Origin of the sequence: Paenibacillus cucumis (ex Kampfer et al. 2016) (assembly GCF_019748695.1) — a bacterium.
In the GTDB taxonomy this organism is placed as follows: domain Bacteria; phylum Bacillota; class Bacilli; order Paenibacillales; family Paenibacillaceae; genus Paenibacillus; species Paenibacillus polysaccharolyticus.
Genome location: NZ_JACLIC010000024.1, coordinates 1 through 18,423, shown reverse-complemented (window position 1 = coordinate 18,423; position 18,423 = coordinate 1). Strand labels below are relative to the sequence as shown.

The window sequence follows — 18,423 nt, the reverse complement described above, 5'->3', positions numbered from 1 at the left end:
GGGACGAGCATGTGATGAGTTGGGGGTGATGCAGATGAAGATTAGGAAAATTTTTAATAACAATGTAATTTTACTGACGGATGATAACGGGCACGAAATGATCGTGATGGGAAAAGGGATCGGGTATAACAAACATAACAGTGATGTTATCGACTTTTCACAAGTAGAGAAAAAGTTCGTCGTTGAAAAAGCAACGTCTGACAAACTGATGGGGCTGATTGGCGAGATTCCAACTGAACATCTGGAGTTGTCGAACGAAATTATTGAATATGCCGAACAACAGCTTGCTCTCAAATTCAGTGACAACATCTACATCACCCTGACGGATCATATCAGCTTCGCACTGAGAAGGTTCCCTGAAGGCATCATTGTAAAGAATGCTTTGCTGTGGGAGATCAAAAAATTCTATGCAGCCGAATATGAAGTGGCCTTTAAGGCGCTCCACATTATTGAGCAGAAAACAGGTGTGAAGTTGCCAGAGGATGAGGCGGGTTCCATTGCCCTTCATTTTGTGAATGCACAGCAGCGTGGGCAGGATATGAAACAAACCTATCAGATGACGAAGATTGTTAACGATCTAGCCAATATTGTGAAATACCATTTTGGAATCAAACTGGACGAAAACTCGATTAATTACAGCCGTTTCCTCACACATTTGCGATATTTTGCGTACCGAATTCTTCATGATGAGTTGATTCCGGAGGATCGGGATTCTCTATACGATCATGTAAAGGACAAGTACCCCGAATCGTACGCGTGCGCGAAAAAGATTAGAAACTATCTGGAGATTAACTACGAGAAGAAAACAACGAATGAGGAAATGGTTTATTTCATGATCCACATTCACCGGGTCACGAACCGTGAGCATGATCTGGCGGAAGAATGAAGAAATACGTATACAAATTATACATTAGGGATTGTGACTGTTCGGCAGGCGAAACCTGAACTGAGGCTTGTGTATTGACTAAGGTCAGTAGACGAGCTTCAGTTCAGGTTTTTATTTTGTCATCGTAGTACGTCATCCGAAATGATGAAGTGAAGATCTGAATTGTAGGGATTATACAAAGTATGGGGGGAACAACATGGATTATCTCAAATTAGCTCAAAACATTGTAGACCGCGTTGGAGGAAGGGAGAACATTCAATCGCTGACTCACTGCGCTACCCGTTTGCGATTTGTCTTGAACGATAACCGGAAGGCCGATGCAGACACACTCGAAAACACAGCAGGCATCCTGAAGGTGGTTGAAAGCGGCGGACAATTTCAGGTTGTTGTAGGCAATGACGTGTCAGAGGTGTACAAACATATCGTTGCGGAAGGGGAATTCGATGGAGCAGGTTCCGGTGCAAGCTCTGAAAAAGAAAAGAAGAGCATTCGTTCAGCCATCTTTGGCTTGATATCGGGCAGTCTAACGCCATTAATCCCGGTATTTGCCGGAGCGGGCCTGGTCAAGGCGCTGTTAATCGTTCTTGAGAGAGCGGGATGGATTGCCGTGGATAGTGGAACGTATGCCATATTAGCTGCGGCAGGGAATTCTATCTTCTATTTCTTGCCGATTCTACTTGGGATTACGATTGCTAAAGTTCTGAACGTGAACTCCTATGTGGCAGCGGCGATCGGCGCCGCATTAATGGAGCCGAATTTTACGGCTTTGACAGCAGCAGGAACTACAACTCATTTCCTAGGCATTCCGGTATCGTTAATGAACTACGCTTCGTCGGTCTTTCCGATGTTTATCGCTGTTAGCATCTACGCGGTTCTGGAGAAGTTTTTGAAGAAGATCATGCACAAAAATGTGCAGTTGTTCGCAGTTCCGTTCTTCTCTCTTGTCATTATGGTACCGCTCACGGCCATGTTGATTGGTCCATTCGGGCAGTATGTAGGTCAGTGGATTGGGGATATTGTTAATTTCCTGATTAACAGCAACTCTGTCATCGCCGGAATTATCCTGGGGGGAACTTGGTCCTTCCTTGTATTGCTTGGACTACACTGGGCAACGGTTCCTATTATTATGGGTAATCTGAGTGCTGGGGGCGATCTCATTGCACCTCTTGCGGCAACATCCGTTGCGGCTTCGATGGGGATTGGTCTCGGGGTATTCCTGAAAACAAAGGATAAAGATCTTAAGGCTTTAAGCGGTTCATCTTTCCTGTCTGCGATCCTGTCCGGGGTTACTGAACCTATTCTGTATGGTATCATTCTGCGTTATCGCAAAACTCTCATCTATCTGGTAGCCGCTGGAGCCATTGCCGGTGGATTGATGGGATATCTCGGTGTGAAGTTGATTGTATTCAATTTCTTCCTTAATGTGTTCACACTGCCGGCCCAGAGTCCAATGTTGTATTACATTATTGGCGTGTTGACTGCGATTGCGGGCGGAGCCCTGTGTGTGGTGCTGTTTGGTTACGAGAGCAAGAAAAATAATCAGGTTGCTGAAGGTCCGAAGGTACAGAGAGACGAGAATAACCAGCACCCAACACCTGAATCGTCCACGGCGAAAATGGAACAAAACGCTGCCGGGATCGACGCGAACGTTGCGATGGAATGCTTGATTACAAGTCCACTCGAAGGAACGGTCATTCCGCTTCATGACGTGGAGGATGTCGTATTTTCCTCGGAGTCGATGGGGAAGGGCGTAGCCATCATTCCGTCCAAAGGTCAGCTCGTATCCCCGGTAGACGGCGTCGTGTCGGTCACGATGAAAAGTGCACATGCCATCGCAGTCACCTCGGACGAAGGTGTCGAAATTCTCATGCATATCGGCATAGATACGGTGAGATTAAAAGGGAAGTATTTTACTCAGAAGGTTCAGCAAGGGAACCGAATCCGTAAGGGAGGGGTACTGATTGAATTTGATATGGATCAGATTCGGAACGAAGGCTTTAAGCTGACCACGCCAATTGTGGTGACGAACTCCGATCAATTCCGCGATATTACGCCGTTGCTGTCAGAAGGAACGGTTGCTGTCACAGAGGAACTGTTATCTGTTCGATCCTAAATCAGATCAGAGAGGAGTAGAGCGAGATGAAGCTGATTGTTAATGCAGATGATTATGGCATCACGATGAGAGTGAGCGAAGGCATCATTCATGGAATGAAACAGGGTCTGATTACAGATACCTCGGCGTTGGTGAATTCGGTACATTTTGAAAAGAGTAGCATTATGGCCCTTGAAGCGGGCATTACGTCTATGGGGGTTCATCTGAACCTGACGTTCATGACCCCTGTGCTGGAAGCTTCGGCTGTTCAGAGTATCGTGGACGAGTCGGGCCGTTTCTATCGAAAACCTGGACTTATTCCTTCGACCTATGATCCTGGGGAAGTACGCGCGGAGTTGAAGGCACAGATCGAGAAGTTTCTCGCTTCCGGGTTAACGTTAAATCATCTGGATACCCATCATGGGGTGAGTGTGAAAGATGCACAAATGTTGGACTTGGTCATGGAACTGGCTCGGGAATATAACGTTCCTATGAGAAGAGATGATATCTTATCTCCGGAGTTGAACGGCAAGCTTGTGGATGCGGGGATTCGGTCTACGGATATATTGTGTGGTGATCCGGCTATGCCTACTCTGCAGGAATCATGGTTGCGCGGGGTACTGGATCAGTATAAGGATACGGAAAATATCGTTGAGATTGCTGGACATCCAGGTTATGCGGATGATGAACTGCGAAGTATCTCTTCTCTGGTAGAGGAGCGTGAGCATGATCTTGCGGTGTTGCTCAATCCGGCACTACGGGAATATGTGGAGGAACAAGGGATTCAACTCATTAGCTATAGTCAACTGTAGTTGAGGATATGAGAAGAATTGAGAATAATAAGAAAAGATAAGATAAGTTAGGATTTTTGACACTCTGCCTCCGAACAGGTCATGATTTTGATAACGCTCTCCGTCTTACTGTTGCTACAATGAACCCATGAAGCAAGTCATTAACCGAAGCCGGAAGGTTCGGATTACGGGAGGACATGTACATGTCGTTCAAAGTAGCGTTTATCGGGGCGGGTAGCATTGGTTTTACAAGAGGATTATTGCGTGATCTGCTCACCGTACCGGAATTTAATAACATCGAGATCGCATTCTGCGATATTAATCAGCACAATCTCGACATGGTCACCGAGCTGTGCCAGCGGGATATCCGAGAGAATGGATTGAATATTCAGATTCAGCCGACAACCAATCGGAGAGAAGCGTTGAAAGACGCCAAGTATGTTCTGTGTACGATTCGTGTAGGGGGACTGGAAGCTTTTGCAACCGATGTCGATATTCCGCTCAAATACGGGGTGGATCAATGTGTCGGGGATACGCTGTGTGCAGGCGGCATTATGTATGGACAGCGCGGGATTGCCGAGATGCTTGAGATCTGCAAAGATATTCGCGAACAGAGTGCGCCGGATGTGCTGCTCCTGAATTACTCCAATCCGATGGCGATGCTGACCTGGGCGTGCAACAAGTACGGTGGTGTGCGGACGATCGGACTATGTCACGGCGTTCAGCATGGACATCATCAGATTGCGGAAGTGTACGGGCTAGAAAAGAGTGAAGTGGATATTATCTGTGCAGGTATCAATCATCAGACATGGTATATTCAGGCGTCCCACAAAGGTAAGGATCTTACGGGTGGATTGCTGGAAGCTTTTGAGAAGCATCCCGAGTACAGTCGTACGGAGAAAGTTCGGATCGATATGTTACGCCGTTTTGGTTATTACAGTACTGAATCCAATGGTCACTTAAGTGAATATGTGCCATGGTATCGCAAACGTCCTGAAGAGATTAATGACTGGATTGACATGGGAAGCTGGATTAACGGTGAAACGGGTGGATATCTGCGCGTGTGTACCGAGGGGCGTAACTGGTTCGAAACGGATTTCCCAAACTGGATGAAGGATGATCCGATGCAGTATTTACCGGAGAAACGCGGCGAAGAGCACGGCTCCTATATCATAGAGAGCCTGGAGACGGGACGTGTGTATCGGGGTCATTTTAACACTGTGAACAACGGGGTGATCTCCAACTTGCCGGATGATGCCATCATTGAAGCACCGGGTTATGTGGATCGTAACGGCATCTCGATGCCGCATATCGGCGAACTGCCTCTGGGCCCAGCGGCGGTGTGCAATGTGAGTATTTCCGTGCAGCGCCTTGCGGTGGAGGCAGCAGTGCATGGGGACGATAAGCTGCTACGACAGGCATTTATGATGGACCCGCTGGTAGGCGCGGTTTGTAATCCGAAGGAAATCTGGCAGATGGTCGATGAGATGCTGGTTGCACAGGCGAAGTGGTTGCCACAGTACAGTGATGCGATTACAGCTGCAGAAGAGAGACTTGCTACGGGTGATCTTATTCCAACCAAGGCATACGAAGGCGCAGCACGTCTGAAGGTCAAAACGGTAGAAGAGATGCAACAAGATCGGGATGCCGCGAATAAAAATGCAGGTGAGTCCGATAAAGGCAAGGACCGCGAGAAGGTACAGAGGTAGAGAGTGCAGAAACAAAAGTCATTATAGCAGGATAACAATAACCAGCGCAAAAGCATAAAAACAGCATGATAATGAGGCATAGATAACAGCGTGAATGAAGCGGAAAAGAAGAGAAACGAGGACGGAGCAGCATTAGAACTGCTTCGTCTTTTTGTTGTGGGCACATAAAACCAATTACAATGCACAACATATTACCTTTACAGACATAGTAATATGTCTTATAGTATACTCAGAGTAAGAGGGAGAGCGGTGAGACGCACAGATGGATGTTCAAGTGATTAACAGTGACCTGATTCGGGGAAATATTGACCCCATTATTTTGAGTGTGCTTATTCCAGCAGACAACTACGGATATGGCATTATTAAGGAAATATATCGTAAAAGCGGGGAGCAGTTTGAACTTAAGGAGCCAACGCTGTATTCCAGTCTGAAACGGCTGGAGAAGAGTGGGTACGTGGAGTCTTATTGGGGTGAGGAGACGCAGGGTGGAAGGCGGAAATACTACCGGATTTCCAGCCAGGGACGTGAAGTTTATCAATTGCAGGTTCAAGCTTGGCATGCAGCCAAAACGTTAATCGATTGCATGATTGCCACCGGTGAAGAAGGAGATGAGTAAGGATGACGCTCGAAAGACGGATGAATCGGCATTTGGAGAGTTTATTTGCAGGTGCACAGGATACACTGGAGCATCGGGAGTTGAAAGAAGAAATTCGTAGCAACCTCGCCGCACGAATAGATGATTATCTGGCTGAAGGCATGAGCGAGGAGCAAGCTTTCCAGACAGCGATACAGCATATGGATGGTATGGAACAATTCATGAGTGATTACCGACATGTGAAACGTGTTCCTTATTGGACAGCGCTGTGGCAATCGACCCTTATCTACAGCCTGGTTGCCTGGATTATCACGATTCCTACACGAGTGATGTTAGGCGGTGCTGCTCTGAACAATCTGCTTTTGATCATTAGCCTGATTGTGGGAGCCGCTTATGTAGTTTACTCGATGAGCAACAGAGAGAATGGCAGTGGATCTTCCGATACAGAAAAGACCACACGGGTTCGTGTGTTAGTGTTGAAGCAGTGGCAACGTAGAGCATGGTGGCTGTGGGCAGCCGTTGTGCTTGTGCTTTGGGGTACGCAGGCAGCATTGCGATTTGGAAGCAATATTTGGTTTGACCGACCCATTCAGGTGAATGGACCCTACCAGCTCGCTGTCATTTTGTTTGCTTTTGCATTACCGCTACTTAGTATCCTCATTCCTCTGGTCGTTCACCGGGCATACCGGATCGTTAGCAAATACGAAGTGAGTGATAACATATGAACGGAAAGAATCGGTGGATTGTTTCCTTATTTATTATCGGGTTATTGGGTCTTGTCGTGGTGGAAGGGTTCGTTAATCCTAAAATTGCGGCAGATCAGAGTCGATATGAAGCCGAGCAGAATAGTCCGCTGACGCATGATTTTACGGCCTTGGCCAAATATCAAAATGCGTACATGGGGAATTTCTCGAATCTAAGTCATCTGAATCAGAATCTGCCGTTACATGAGCAATTGGATGGTTATCAGCTGTTTCCCGAGAAATTGACCGCTCAGATTAATTACAGTCTGAATACAGATGAGATGGATGCGGTGCAACTTGATCGAATCCTCGTGTATAACGCTCTTGCAAACTTTGTACTGATCGATAATCTGGAGCAGATTGTCTACCAGTTCAAAGACACACGGGTTGTGTTCGACCGCAAGCTCGCGCAGCAATGGGCTGGAACAGAGCTTAAAGCGCTACAAAAGCCGGAGCTCTGGGATTCTATCGTTCGCGAGAAGCTGGTGGAACCGGCTGACGTGCGGGCTTTATTTTCACAAATTGTTGACAATTCTTAGGGTTGAATTCGCTGGAAATGGGCAAGGTGCTCGACTCTTCTCTCATGCTATGTTATTATAAGTCTCTGATAACGTGGTAACGAACTAAAGCGTTTGAGCTTGGTCATAGACATGGAGGGGTACGAGAGATGAGAAAGAAAGCAATTCTACTATTATTTATTAGCATATGTATGATCATTATGGCGGGCTGTTCCAGCTCGGCAAGTAAAGACGAGAATACGATTATTGTAGGGATCGACGATAAGTTTGCTCCAATGGGATTCCGGGATGAGAAGAATGAAATTGTTGGATTTGACATTGATTATGCCCGTGCAGCTGCGGAGAAAATGGGTAAAAAGGTAACTTTCCAGCCGATTGACTGGTCTTCCAAAGAGTCGGAGCTGAACAGCGGCCGGATCGATATGATCTGGAACGGATATACAATTACAGATGAGCGTAAAGAGAAAGTGCTTTTCACCAAGCCTTATCTGGAGAACAGTCAGGTTGCGATTACTCTGGCAGACTCCCCGATTACGAAGCTGGACGAACTGGACGGCAAAAATGTAGGATTGCAGGCACTGTCCTCAGCAGCAGATGCGCTGGCGGCAAGTCCTTTGAAGGATAAAGTTAAAGCCTCCGAATTCAAAGATAATGTACTGGCGCTGACTGATCTGAAAACGAAACGTCTGGACGCAGTCATCATTGATGAAGTGGTCGCAAGATATTATATGTCGAAGGAAGAAGGTACCTTCAAATTGCTAGATGAATCACTGGCGCCAGAGCAATATGGCATTGGGATCAAAAAAGGCAATGAAGAACTTCTCAATCAGCTGCAAAATGCGCTGGATGAGCTGAACACGGACGGCCAAGCCGCTGAAATCTCTAAGAAATGGCTTGGTGAGGATAAGGTTCTGAAGTAAGAAGAATCATTTAGAATTGAATTTGCGAATTTGAAAGTAGCCAGGTGAAACACACCTGACAAATAATGATGTGAGCTTTTCCCAGTTGGGGAAACTGTACTCACGAAAACGATGACCCCGTATTCCATGATGGAGCAATATGCTTCCAAGGAGTGCGGGGTTAACAGATTAGAGGAGAACTAATTCATGAATTGGGACTATATTTCAACGATTATAAAACCGATGCTGGAAGGTGCACAAACGACGATTTTCTTATTTTTACTTGCGATTGTGCTATCGGTCCCCCTAGGATTCGCGGTAACGTTGGCGATGCGGAGCCAGTTCAAACCGCTGGCTTGGATTGCACACACATACGTATATGTGATGCGTGGGACACCGTTACTTTTGCAAGTATTATTTTTCTGTTTCGGCCTTCCATTACTTCCGGTCATCGGAGAGTATCTGGTCTTTGATCGTTTCATTGCAGCGGCTATCGCATTTATTCTGAACTATGCAGCTTACTTTGCAGAAATCTTTCGGGGCGGATTGTTGTCCATTGATAAAGGTCAGCACGAGGCGGCCAAAGTGCTTGGACTCACGAAGTGGCAGACCATGACGAAAGTTATCATTCCACAGATGGTTCGGGTGGTGCTCCCAGCCACAGCGAACGAGGCCATTACGCTGGTTAAAGATACGGCATTGCTCTACGCTGTCGCTGTACCAGAGTTGCTCTATTATGCGCAAGCCGCAGTGAATCGGGATTTGCAACTCATTCCATTTTTCGTAGCGGCGATTATGTATTTGCTTATGACTCTGGTGCTTACCTTGCTATTCAAGGTTCTGGAGAAGCGCTTTTCGTATGAATAAATCAAATCTGTTCAATCAAAGGACTGTCTGCATATGACCTATAGTATAGAAGTAAATCAGTTGAAAAAATCATTTGGCACACTGGATGTGCTGAAACAGGTATCTTTTAACGTGGCGCCAGGAGAAGTCATTGCGGTCATCGGGCCTTCGGGTTCGGGGAAAAGCACGATGCTGCGCAGCCTGATCCACTTGGAGGATATTACGGGCGGAACGATTCGTATTCAGAATCAGACACTGGCGGATGACGGAAGGTACGTAGGTGCTGCAGAGATTCGGAAGATTACCGATCGTATGGGCATGGTGTTTCAGCATTTTAACTTGTTCCCGCATCTGACTGTACAGGCTAACCTGGAACTCGCACCGAAGACGTTGAAAAAGGAAAGTACCAAAGTCATTCGTAGCCGCAGTGCGGAATTACTTGCCAAAGTCGGATTGTCGGACAAGGCCGATGCTTATCCGGCGAATCTGTCCGGTGGACAGAAGCAGCGCGTAGCGATTGCCCGTGCCCTGATGATGCAACCGGACATCCTGCTCTTTGATGAGCCAACCTCAGCACTCGACCCGGAACTGACGGGAGAAGTGCTTCGCGTCATCAAGCAATTGGCACAGGAAAACATGACGATGATGATTGTCACGCACGAGATGAGTTTTGCTCGTGATGTTGCGGATCGTGTCTTCTTCATGGACAATGGCGAAATTGCCGAGCAAGGTCCGCCGGATCAACTCTTTGGTGCACCAAAGCTTGCACGTACCCAGACGTTTTTAAAGAGAGTAGATATGGAAGAGTAACGGTGGAGCGTGATTTAAAACAGGTGCGAATGCCAAGCTCCCATCAAATCCCCGGGAGATTCGTACCTGAGAATAGGCTAATTTGAACCCTTTTGGCATATTACCTTGAATATTTTAAGTGTTTTATATTAAGATGAAACTAATTAGTAGAAGAATTAAACGAGAACACGTAATAAAGTATACAATCTATGCTTTTATTACGTGTTTTTTCGCTGTCGCACTCTGTATGGAGTGCGTGGATTGAAATTCACTGTAACCAGCAGATATGGCAGCCTGTGTTGCAGTCGCACTCTGTATGGAGTGCGTGGATTGAAATTCATATATGATGCGAATAACTTTAGAATTGCCTAAGTCGCACTCCTTCTGGAGTACCTGGATTGAACTCTGATTTTCTCGACTTGCACCTAACACGCTAACGATCACACAGGAGCTTATTTTGCGATTTCAGCGACCATTGAAAATCTAACGATCACCACGAGCGCTATTTGGGCTGAAATCCTCAAAATGTAGCGTAAATCACTGTATTTCAAGTAAATAAGCTTTCTGGTGATCGTTAGATTTTATAAATGCCTAAAATAGGCTGAATAGTGTCGCTGGTGATCGTTAGAATCTGGAAACCGGAGATCGCCCACACTAGTGTGCATTTAAAACGAAACTTTCCCCATAGATAATATAGGTGAGAGAAACCTCGAGTTCATACGATCTTTCCAAGAGACACGCACCACTATTCTTGATAAAACTATGCCAGTTGGTTGATGCAGTCTTTAGTGTTATAGTTTTGACTGCGGGTGTATTTTACATATTAGGAGTACGATCAATATGCTACTTATTACTAGAAAATTAATAAATCGACTAAGCGAACCTTACAAAGAAGCAGATATGCTGGCCTGTTATGTTACGTCACAAGCGATTTCCTCAACGACATCTCGAGCTATATTGCTGATCAATCATGACGTGCTTAAAATTTTGTTCCTCAATTTATTTTCTTCCAAAGTTGTTCAAATGGTTCGAATACCACTTTCAGATCTGGAGCAACAGCGACTCAAATCCGGGGTTTCGTTGGCGTCGATATGGTCATTTCAGTCTCATGGTATTCATTATCGGTTTAGCATCATCAAAAAAATGCTTACTCTCGGCTCCTTGCAAGCAGAGTTTCTAGCGTTTGTTGAAGAACATGTTGTGAGAGCCTGACGATAAGTATAGAATCTTTTTGCTTATAACATGAAGCCGGCAAAGGTTATTTTATTATAAAAACAAATTCAAAAAGGCATATCCATTGTCCCAACTCGCTGCATCACAGCTAGTCTGACATAAAGGATATGCCTTTTACATTTCTATAACCGTTTGTGTTGATATTTATATTAAATCCAACATGATAGCTAAGTTTTATACCAAAGCTGAATATCTTATCTAAGCTTGAAGCACAGCTTCACTACCAAGACTTTCGTTTTCTACCGTGCGATGTTTCAGGAAATACGTCAATGTACCGACCAGACCGAGAACAGCGAAGATGCACAGAATGCCGATCTGATCCCAGGCAACGCCGAATTGTCCGCTGGAGATGACCGCTTTGTATCCCGTTACGGAGTACGTCATTGGTAGCCACGGGTTGAACACTTTCAGCCAGTTTGGAATGAGTTCCAGTGGGAACGTTCCCGCGCTGGTGGTGAGTTGGAAGATGAGCAGCAGGATGGCAATGAATCGTCCCGGATTTTCCAGCCAAGTGACCAATGCCTGAATGATGTACATGAAGCTCAGACTCGTCACAAAGCTGAACAAAAGGAATAACGGCACACTCTGTACCTTCAGGCCAAGTCCGTATAACACCAGCCCGGAAGCGAGCAAAGATTGAACGCCACTCATAATGGTGAAGGCAAGGGTTTTGCTGACAAATCGATTCCAGCCACTTGCGTCACTTACACTGCTGCCACGTGTTGGCACAACCAGCGTTGCAATCAACGCACCGACAAATAATCCGAGTGATAGAAAATAGGGCGAAAAACCTGTGCCGTAGTTGGGCACTTCGTTTAATTTGTGTTCATCGACATGAACAGGTTCGGCATACATCGTAACCAGTTCATCGGTCTTTTTGACACTGCTCGTTTGTTGCGCAGCGTCGTTTAATTTGGTGGCGAGTTCACCGGAACCGTCCGTTAACTTGATCGTGCCTTCTTGTAGCTTACCTGCACCATCAGCCAGTTTATGAGAACCGTCCGTAAGGGTGGAAACTCCGCCCTCCAGCTGGCTTACTCCAGACAACAGCTTACTTGCGCCAGTATTCAGTTGCTCTGATCCTGTTGCCAGTTTGGCACCGCCAGCGGCGGCTTCGTTTAATTTGGCATTGAATTGGTTGAGTCCTGCACTGAGCTTTTCTTGTCCGCCAGATAACTGTGCAGCGCCTTGTACCAGCTGTTCTTCACCTTGAACCAACTGGCTACTGCCTTGATGCAATTGTTGCTGTGCAGCTTGCAGTTGCTTACTTCCGGCAACGAGTTGCTGTCCGCCTTGATATACCTGCTCACTGCCAGCGGCAACGGCCTGACTAGCCGCGAGTAACTGTTGAACAGCGGGGCTGGCTGCCAGTTCGGGACTGGACTTTGCTAATTGAGCCAGACCTTGGGCGACCGCTTTTGCGCCTTCGCTGACTTTGCCGCTACCTTCCACGGAAGTTTGCAGTCCGGCGGTCAGCTTGGCACTGCCTTGTTCGGTAGCTGCGAGTCCGGCGTCCAGTTTGGACGCGCCTTCTTGCGCAGCTTGGATACCGGCATGCAGCTGTTTACTGCCAGCTGCAGCCTGCGTTGCGCCGTCACCCAGCTTGGTGCCGGCGGCAGCTAATTGTGCGAGACCACTGGATAATGTGCTCGCGCCTGTGTGAAGATCACCTGTGCCTTTGGCGAGGGTGGCTGTGCCTTCTTTTAACGAAACGGCGCCGGTTTGCAGCTTGCCTGCCCCGTCAGCCAGTTTCGCCAGGTTTTCTTTTAACGTAGCCGCCCCTTCGTCCAGTTTGCTTGCTCCATCATGGATTTTACCTGCGCCATCTCCGGCATCCGCCAAACCGTCCGAGATTTTCTCGACCTTATCCAGCAGGGTTTCGGTATATGATTCTGTGACTTTGGCAGAGACTTTGGAGCGAATCTGTTTCACCGCCGTACCACCGATCTGACCCGCAAGGAAGTTGTACCCTTCGTTGGGCTCGTAGATCAGCTCTGCCGGAGCCGGATGCTCATTCATCAGGGTGGTTGCTTTGGAGGAAAAGTCCTCCGGAATGACAATGGTCATGTAAAATTTGTTGTCCTTCATGCCTTGTTCTGCCTGGTCGCGGGTGACGAACTGCCAGTTGAAATCATCGCTTTTTTTCAGCTCATCGACCAGATTCTGACCGACTTCAAGCGATTTGTCATTGTAAACTGCACCCCGATCCGTGTTGACCACGGCGACAGGTAATTCATTCATTTTGCCATATGGGTCCCAGAAGGCGTTCAGGAACAGTCCGCTATATAACACGGGAATGAACAGCACCACGAGAATTGGAATAAATACTTTTGGTTTCTTAAAGGCGGATTTTAGATCCTGCCCAAATACACGAAATGATTTCATGATGTTCTCTCCCTATCTTACGCTTATCCCTTGTTTCTCTATTTAGTATGGTATGTGTGCGTCTGCGGGCGTTTTTCTAGTTGGGGGATAATCCATTTTTGAGAAAAAGACCTACAAACGCTTTGATCTGATCCTTGTGCAAGGTAGGATGCGCTTTATTCCAATCGGATGTTAGGCTGACGTATAACTTCAGTAGCACAAACGAGACCAGCTTGGGATCGTCGCTCCGAATCTGCTGTAACTCCATGGCCCGACTAACCTGACGCTCGAGATATTCGAGAATGGCCTTCTCTACTTTTTGCAGACCCTCTCTCGCTTGGGGTGTTCCAAAATCGTTGACCTCTTGGAAAAGCTTGATCAGCAGCTCGTGCTCCTCCCGATATTCCAGCAACGAGTCCATACTCTGATGCACGTTATCCAGAAAAGAGTTTTCTTCCTTCACCGTCTGCTCCGTAATCCGTTTCATGTCTGCAATAATCGAGCGCAGGATCTCATCAAACAATTCTTCTTTGTTCTCGAAAAAGGTATAGATCGTTCCTTTGCCCACATTGGCCAGTCTCGCCACTTGCTCCATCGTTGTGGCTTTGTAGCCAAACAGGGCAAAGGATTTCTCGGCAGAGTCCATCACCTGTTGCCTTCGATCTATCGTTTTCACGGCTATACACCTCCTTGGGGTCTGACGTGTGTAATGGGTGAAGAGGGTAAAACACAAATTGTAATTGACCAGTTTACTGTTTTGGTCAGTTGGTCGTTATTTAATGTAGCACTTGTGTATGGAGTTGGATGTGATCTATGTCATAGTTTGGAAAGTGGACATTGTGATGATGGGTGGGGAGAAGTTGGGAGAGTAGAGTAAGGTGAGAATGTGAAGCTCACATGAAAACCCGGGGGATTCGCACCTTGAAAGTAGTGAAAATAGGACATTTTGATGCCTTTTGGCAACAATACGCTGGAAAAAGATTGAATTCATTGGCGGTAACACATAGAATAGTAGTGAAAAAACGTAGTTTTGTGATGTGTACGAACGTACTATATGTGTTTTTCGCTGTCTCACTCCGTATGGAGTGTGTGGATTGAAATCATAGGGGGGGAGTCGGTATCAAAATGAGCAATCGGCTTACTCACTCGAGATTAGAAGTTTTGAAGATGTTATCCATATATCAACCGATGAGGAGTGTCAGGACATGTCCATACATCACATAGGTCAAAAGGTTACTTTTGCCGATATCAAAACGAGGTTGCCTCACGAGAGCTGGATGTATACACAGAATGAAGCACATGATGGTGAATTTGATGCCGAGGAAGTATGGTTGCATTCAGGTGATCTTCATATCAATGAGCTGTTGCTGGATGAGGGGCCTTTTTTAATTATGGTGGAGGGAAATCTGATCGTTGATCGTTATATTGGAAACACAGGATCGGACGCGGCTGCTTCTAATCTGTTTGTGCTTGGTGATCTTACAACGCCTTATATGCTCGTGGGAGGGCAGGAAATATATATTACAGGTAATCTTTATGTGGAGGATATGTTCTGGGGAGATTACAACCATGGAGAATTGACGGTGAGAGGGAACGTAGAAGGTGGGCTGCTAGTAAGTACAGAGCAATATGGAATTCAGATCCAAGGACAGCGGAAAGTGAAGCGTCAGCTTGAAGAGTGGGAGGATCTCGGACCATGGCAAGGCTTTGACATGCTGGAGTTATTTGTTCCTGAGTGTGTAATTGACGAAGATACAGAAGAGCCGTTTCCATGGCGAGAAGAGATGATAAAGAGGCTTCAGCAGGGACAGCCTATCATTAAACGAGAGTATATTTATGCCGCAGAACTAGCGCCAGATGTACCTGATTGGTTCGAAGATCATCAGTTCACCGCTGAGAACATTGAGCGTCTTACTCACCCTTCATTATTACCTGTAAGAGAGCAGGGAGAGTTGCTGAACAGCTATGAGTTTTGGGTGGATGGACAGTTTTGCCGAGGTTCTGTCTACGGGGATGAGTATACGGAAGGCTATTTCCGGAGTCTGTATTTTCAAGACGATCACGGCTGTGCATTGTTGCTCAAAATAGAGCCAGCAGACCAAGCTTCAGGCTCTCCTAATGAACTTGCCGAGCAAGCGGGCACTCCTGTCTGGATGATCTCAGGTGCATATCGTTATGTGAACAGTGAGAACTCCGAATGGAGCGTATTTACGGAAGACTCACCTTCGGATATTCAGCAGTTAAGCAACCGTGGATGGGATACTTTGCTGCAGTCCGTATCGAACTACCAGTATGTCCGCACCTTGATTTCGCCGCAACATATTCGTGATTTATTAGCGTTGCCTATTGCGGAGCCGTATGACGATTATTATGATGATGACCGGCATGGGTTGTGGATTGAAGACTTCTACTTTGCATTTCGACAAGCAGGTCAAATGTATAATGATGTTCCCCAGCCAGCTATGCTGCGTATTGGTAGAGAGTATACGGATACACAAGGGGAGACGAAGGTCGAGAAATACTTCTATACGCTACACCAGCATGCGGACGGCACGGAAATTGTGTTAATTGAATACTCGGCTCAGGAGGAAGAGGATGAGGAAGAGCCGTTGTTGCTTGAACTTCATTATGTAGGTGGTCCTCAATTACTACATGCCGTTCAATTGCTGGAACGTGGACGCAAAGAGCTGAGGCAAGCGAATCAGGATTTGCTGGATGGGGAACTGCCCTATGCTGCTGAACCCTTTGCGAAGCGATATTGGAAATCCAAAGGATACCTGAAATAAAAGAGCTACACCATAAAACAAGGCGCCTAGACAGGATATTGCACCTGACCGAGCGTCTCTGTTTGGAGTTCGTCGATTGAAATATGTGAACTTAAGTAAGTTGTTAAAAAATAAAAAAAGATGCTCGTCTGAGCACCTACACACTGGGATAATTTAAAATGTACAGCCAATTTGTGGTGTCTATGAATTTCTCTTTTTCAGATGTAATCATGTTCGCAACGTTAATTATTGCGCTCCTGACATACATTGATCTAAAAAAGAAATAACCCGCCATAGGTTGGAGGCCTAGCGGGTTATTTCTTCACCTTACGAAACACACTGTGTGGAGGATTATCCATCGCAAATGCTGTACAGGAGTAGCCATTGGCCTGGCTACTCTCATTTTTCCTTACTTTCATTTTATTAAACATTCATGCGACATACAACCGATGTATACATATTTTTATTCTTTAACTTTAACAACGAAGCGCAATAGTAAAATATTGATAGAGACTCGGAAAGGTGCTGCAATAACGATGAATAACGAGCAAACCAAGTCACTTATCGGCGCGACCTCTTTGGAAGAGTATGTGCAAAAGGGGAAGTTGCCGCAGTGTTTACCAGCAGATGTTCAGATCACACTGGAGAAGGTTAGAGCACAGGCGGATGAAGTATGGAGTGTGGAAAAGGAGAAACTGGAAGTAATCAGCTTGGATTACGAAGGATACACGGTGAATATGACATTCCAGATGGACGGGACGTACTTGTTTGATAGTGTGGATGTTTGGGCCGAAGTAGGTAACAGCGTAGGAGTAGCGACAGAAATAGATGTAGAGTCAGATTCAGGTTCAGTAGAGTCTACTTTAGTTACTTCTAAATTAGCTGCAATGGAGACAGTAGAACGTATTCAACAATTTTCGGCAAATTTGGGAATGCAGCTGGAATGGTTCGAAATGGGTGATGAGCGAGTATGCCTGATGCCCAGCGCGGTGACGTTACACTATTTGAAGCAGCAAAATAGATGGAAGCTGGTTAAAATTGCGGGAGCTTACCGAAGCGTGGACGAAGTTAGGGCCGGCCTGAGCCGCATAGCTGATGCGGTGAATTAGTCTCGGACGAGTGCTAACGATCATAGGAGAGCTTATTTGGTCAGTTTATGACCTTTTCCAATTTTAACGATCACCACCTTTAAAGCCCCCTAATCCAATTGGACACTCAAAGCTACCTCAGATACACTAAATGAAATGAGGAGAGTGTTCATGAAAAGACGATTTAGATGCCCAGTTGAGGCGAAAAAGGAGTATGTCGTAGAGGTGCTTTCTGGCCTCCGGACAGAGGTCGTGGCACGAAAGTACGGCATGTCTCCTAAAACGCTGACGACTTGGGTTCGTCAATACGAAGATGAGGTGGGGGAACTGGTGGCTAAAAAACAAAAAGAAACACAACAAATACAGCAAGATGCAGCCAACTATCAAGAATTACAGGAGAAATACAATGAAGCTTTGAAACTTCTTGGCGCAAAAGAATTAGAAAACCAGATTCTTAAGGATCTCGTTAAAAAAAAGTATCCCGACTACAAACCGCGATAGGTTGGATTGAGCGAGGATATCCTGTCCGTACGGTGCTCCGGATCTGCGATGTTCCTCGCTCAACATATTATTATCACTTGAAACACCCTGAACGCCAGCAACCCATAAGTAGCGGACGAAAAATCCCTGGATACTCTTACAACCAGCAAGGGAATCGTATTTCGGACACTCGGATTGTCGGGTTTCTTCGTCGTTTGATTCAAGGGCCAAATGCAGCGTTTGGCTACCGAAAACTAACCGTGTTGTTACGCCGAAAGTACAATCTGGTAATTAACAAAAAGAAAGTATATCGGCTCTGTAAGTCTCTCAGTATCCTTCTCCCTCAGCGCGAACAAATCCATACCGTACCGAGAAAAGTAGCTAATAACCGAACGGTAGATGGGCCTAACCAATTGTGGCAGATGGATATCAAGTACGGTTATGTTGCGGGGAAACGCCGGCACTTTTTCCTCGCAAGTATTATTGATGTTTTTGATCGTCGAATCGTCGCTCACCATCGCGGTAAAGCCTGCGACACGCAGAGCATCCTGCATACGCTCCGGCAGGCTATGGTAACGCGACGTATCCCTAAGACCGAGCCAAAGCTCGTGATTCGTACCGATAA

At 46.3% G+C, this 18,423-nt stretch carries 17 protein-coding genes; 15 read left to right on the top strand and 2 right to left on the bottom strand.

Going from position 1 to position 18,423, the window contains the following annotated elements:
• Positions 1-34: 34 nt before the first annotated feature.
• The 11 genes from licT (at position 35) to H7T88_RS15310 (ending at position 11,080) form a co-directional block, all read left to right on the top strand.
• Positions 35-886 carry a BglG family transcription antiterminator LicT gene (gene licT / locus H7T88_RS15360; RefSeq protein ID WP_221789187.1) on the top strand — a complete coding sequence of 284 codons (852 nt, stop codon included), beginning with the start codon at positions 35-37 and terminating at the stop codon, positions 884-886.
• 196 nt (positions 887-1,082) lie between these two features.
• Positions 1,083-2,999 carry a beta-glucoside-specific PTS transporter subunit IIABC gene (locus H7T88_RS15355; RefSeq protein WP_154890690.1) on the top strand — a complete coding sequence of 639 codons (1,917 nt, stop codon included), beginning with the start codon at positions 1,083-1,085 and terminating at the stop codon, positions 2,997-2,999.
• A gap of 26 nt (positions 3,000-3,025) precedes the next feature.
• Positions 3,026-3,790, top strand: coding sequence for a carbohydrate deacetylase (locus H7T88_RS15350; protein WP_221789186.1), 765 nt, complete (start codon positions 3,026-3,028; stop codon positions 3,788-3,790).
• Between the two features lie 182 nt (positions 3,791-3,972).
• Positions 3,973-5,478, top strand: a complete 1,506-nt coding sequence (locus H7T88_RS15345) for an alpha-glucosidase/alpha-galactosidase (protein ID WP_221789184.1) — start codon at positions 3,973-3,975, stop codon at positions 5,476-5,478.
• 262 nt (positions 5,479-5,740) lie between these two features.
• Complete coding sequence (locus H7T88_RS15340; protein WP_154890693.1) at positions 5,741-6,094, top strand: PadR family transcriptional regulator; 354 nt, start codon at positions 5,741-5,743, stop codon at positions 6,092-6,094.
• Between the two features lie 2 nt (positions 6,095-6,096).
• Positions 6,097-6,798, top strand: coding sequence for a permease prefix domain 1-containing protein (locus H7T88_RS15335; protein WP_221789182.1), 702 nt, complete (start codon positions 6,097-6,099; stop codon positions 6,796-6,798).
• Positions 6,795-7,355, top strand: coding sequence for a DUF4825 domain-containing protein (locus H7T88_RS15330; RefSeq protein WP_154890695.1), 561 nt, complete (start codon positions 6,795-6,797; stop codon positions 7,353-7,355). The genes H7T88_RS15335 and H7T88_RS15330 overlap by 4 nt, the downstream gene beginning before the upstream one ends.
• Before the next feature lie 128 nt (positions 7,356-7,483).
• Entirely contained in the window at positions 7,484-8,254 is a 771-nt protein-coding gene (locus tag H7T88_RS15325) for an amino acid ABC transporter substrate-binding protein (protein WP_090917704.1), read from the top strand.
• Positions 8,255-8,440: 186 nt separating this feature from the next.
• Positions 8,441-9,100, top strand: coding sequence for an amino acid ABC transporter permease (locus H7T88_RS15320; RefSeq protein ID WP_090917706.1), 660 nt, complete (start codon positions 8,441-8,443; stop codon positions 9,098-9,100).
• A gap of 33 nt (positions 9,101-9,133) precedes the next feature.
• Positions 9,134-9,889 carry an amino acid ABC transporter ATP-binding protein gene (locus H7T88_RS15315; protein WP_154890696.1) on the top strand — a complete coding sequence of 252 codons (756 nt, stop codon included), beginning with the start codon at positions 9,134-9,136 and terminating at the stop codon, positions 9,887-9,889.
• An 819-nt stretch (positions 9,890-10,708) separates the two neighbouring features.
• A complete protein-coding gene (locus H7T88_RS15310; protein WP_154890697.1) occupies positions 10,709-11,080 on the top strand; it encodes a hypothetical protein in 372 nt (123 codons plus the stop codon).
• Positions 11,081-11,299: 219 nt separating this feature from the next.
• Here H7T88_RS15310 and H7T88_RS15305 read toward each other — a convergent pair whose 3' ends face one another.
• Both H7T88_RS15305 and H7T88_RS15300 read right to left on the bottom strand, forming a co-directional pair.
• Entirely contained in the window at positions 11,300-13,486 is a 2,187-nt protein-coding gene (locus H7T88_RS15305) for a YhgE/Pip domain-containing protein (protein ID WP_221789180.1), read from the bottom strand.
• A gap of 76 nt (positions 13,487-13,562) precedes the next feature.
• Positions 13,563-14,141, bottom strand: coding sequence for a TetR/AcrR family transcriptional regulator (locus H7T88_RS15300; RefSeq protein ID WP_154890699.1), 579 nt, complete (start codon positions 14,139-14,141; stop codon positions 13,563-13,565).
• A gap of 529 nt (positions 14,142-14,670) precedes the next feature.
• On the opposite strand from H7T88_RS15300, the gene H7T88_RS15295 reads away from it, so the two are divergent.
• The 4 genes from H7T88_RS15295 to H7T88_RS15280 all read left to right on the top strand — a co-directional run.
• Positions 14,671-16,251, top strand: coding sequence for a hypothetical protein (locus tag H7T88_RS15295; protein ID WP_221789178.1), 1,581 nt, complete (start codon positions 14,671-14,673; stop codon positions 16,249-16,251).
• A 515-nt stretch (positions 16,252-16,766) separates the two neighbouring features.
• A complete protein-coding gene (locus tag H7T88_RS15290; RefSeq protein ID WP_221789176.1) occupies positions 16,767-17,339 on the top strand; it encodes a hypothetical protein in 573 nt (190 codons plus the stop codon).
• A gap of 150 nt (positions 17,340-17,489) precedes the next feature.
• A complete protein-coding gene (locus H7T88_RS15285) occupies positions 17,490-17,819 on the top strand; it encodes a transposase (RefSeq protein ID WP_221789174.1) in 330 nt (109 codons plus the stop codon).
• A 77-nt stretch (positions 17,820-17,896) separates the two neighbouring features.
• A partial coding sequence (locus H7T88_RS15280; RefSeq protein WP_221789172.1) for a DDE-type integrase/transposase/recombinase occupies positions 17,897-18,423 on the top strand: 527 nt, incomplete at its 3' end.

What these genes read in the sequence shown, in the direction of transcription:
- H7T88_RS15305 (WP_221789180.1), bottom strand. Translation starts at nt 13,486, where the DNA reads ATGAAATCATTTCGTGTATTTGGGCAGGATCTAAAATCCGCCTTTAAG.
- H7T88_RS15345 (WP_221789184.1), top strand. Translation starts at nt 3,973, where the DNA reads ATGTCGTTCAAAGTAGCGTTTATCGGGGCGGGTAGCATTGGTTTTACA.
- H7T88_RS15290 (WP_221789176.1), top strand. Translation starts at nt 16,767, where the DNA reads ATGAATAACGAGCAAACCAAGTCACTTATCGGCGCGACCTCTTTGGAA.
- H7T88_RS15310 (WP_154890697.1), top strand. Translation starts at nt 10,709, where the DNA reads ATGCTACTTATTACTAGAAAATTAATAAATCGACTAAGCGAACCTTAC.
- H7T88_RS15340 (WP_154890693.1), top strand. Translation starts at nt 5,741, where the DNA reads ATGGATGTTCAAGTGATTAACAGTGACCTGATTCGGGGAAATATTGAC.
- H7T88_RS15335 (WP_221789182.1), top strand. Translation starts at nt 6,097, where the DNA reads ATGACGCTCGAAAGACGGATGAATCGGCATTTGGAGAGTTTATTTGCA.
- H7T88_RS15320 (WP_090917706.1), top strand. Translation starts at nt 8,441, where the DNA reads ATGAATTGGGACTATATTTCAACGATTATAAAACCGATGCTGGAAGGT.
- licT (WP_221789187.1), top strand. Translation starts at nt 35, where the DNA reads ATGAAGATTAGGAAAATTTTTAATAACAATGTAATTTTACTGACGGAT.
- H7T88_RS15330 (WP_154890695.1), top strand. Translation starts at nt 6,795, where the DNA reads ATGAACGGAAAGAATCGGTGGATTGTTTCCTTATTTATTATCGGGTTA.
- H7T88_RS15325 (WP_090917704.1), top strand. Translation starts at nt 7,484, where the DNA reads ATGAGAAAGAAAGCAATTCTACTATTATTTATTAGCATATGTATGATC.
- H7T88_RS15285 (WP_221789174.1), top strand. Translation starts at nt 17,490, where the DNA reads ATGAAAAGACGATTTAGATGCCCAGTTGAGGCGAAAAAGGAGTATGTC.
- H7T88_RS15315 (WP_154890696.1), top strand. Translation starts at nt 9,134, where the DNA reads ATGACCTATAGTATAGAAGTAAATCAGTTGAAAAAATCATTTGGCACA.
- H7T88_RS15295 (WP_221789178.1), top strand. Translation starts at nt 14,671, where the DNA reads ATGTCCATACATCACATAGGTCAAAAGGTTACTTTTGCCGATATCAAA.
- H7T88_RS15355 (WP_154890690.1), top strand. Translation starts at nt 1,083, where the DNA reads ATGGATTATCTCAAATTAGCTCAAAACATTGTAGACCGCGTTGGAGGA.
- H7T88_RS15350 (WP_221789186.1), top strand. Translation starts at nt 3,026, where the DNA reads ATGAAGCTGATTGTTAATGCAGATGATTATGGCATCACGATGAGAGTG.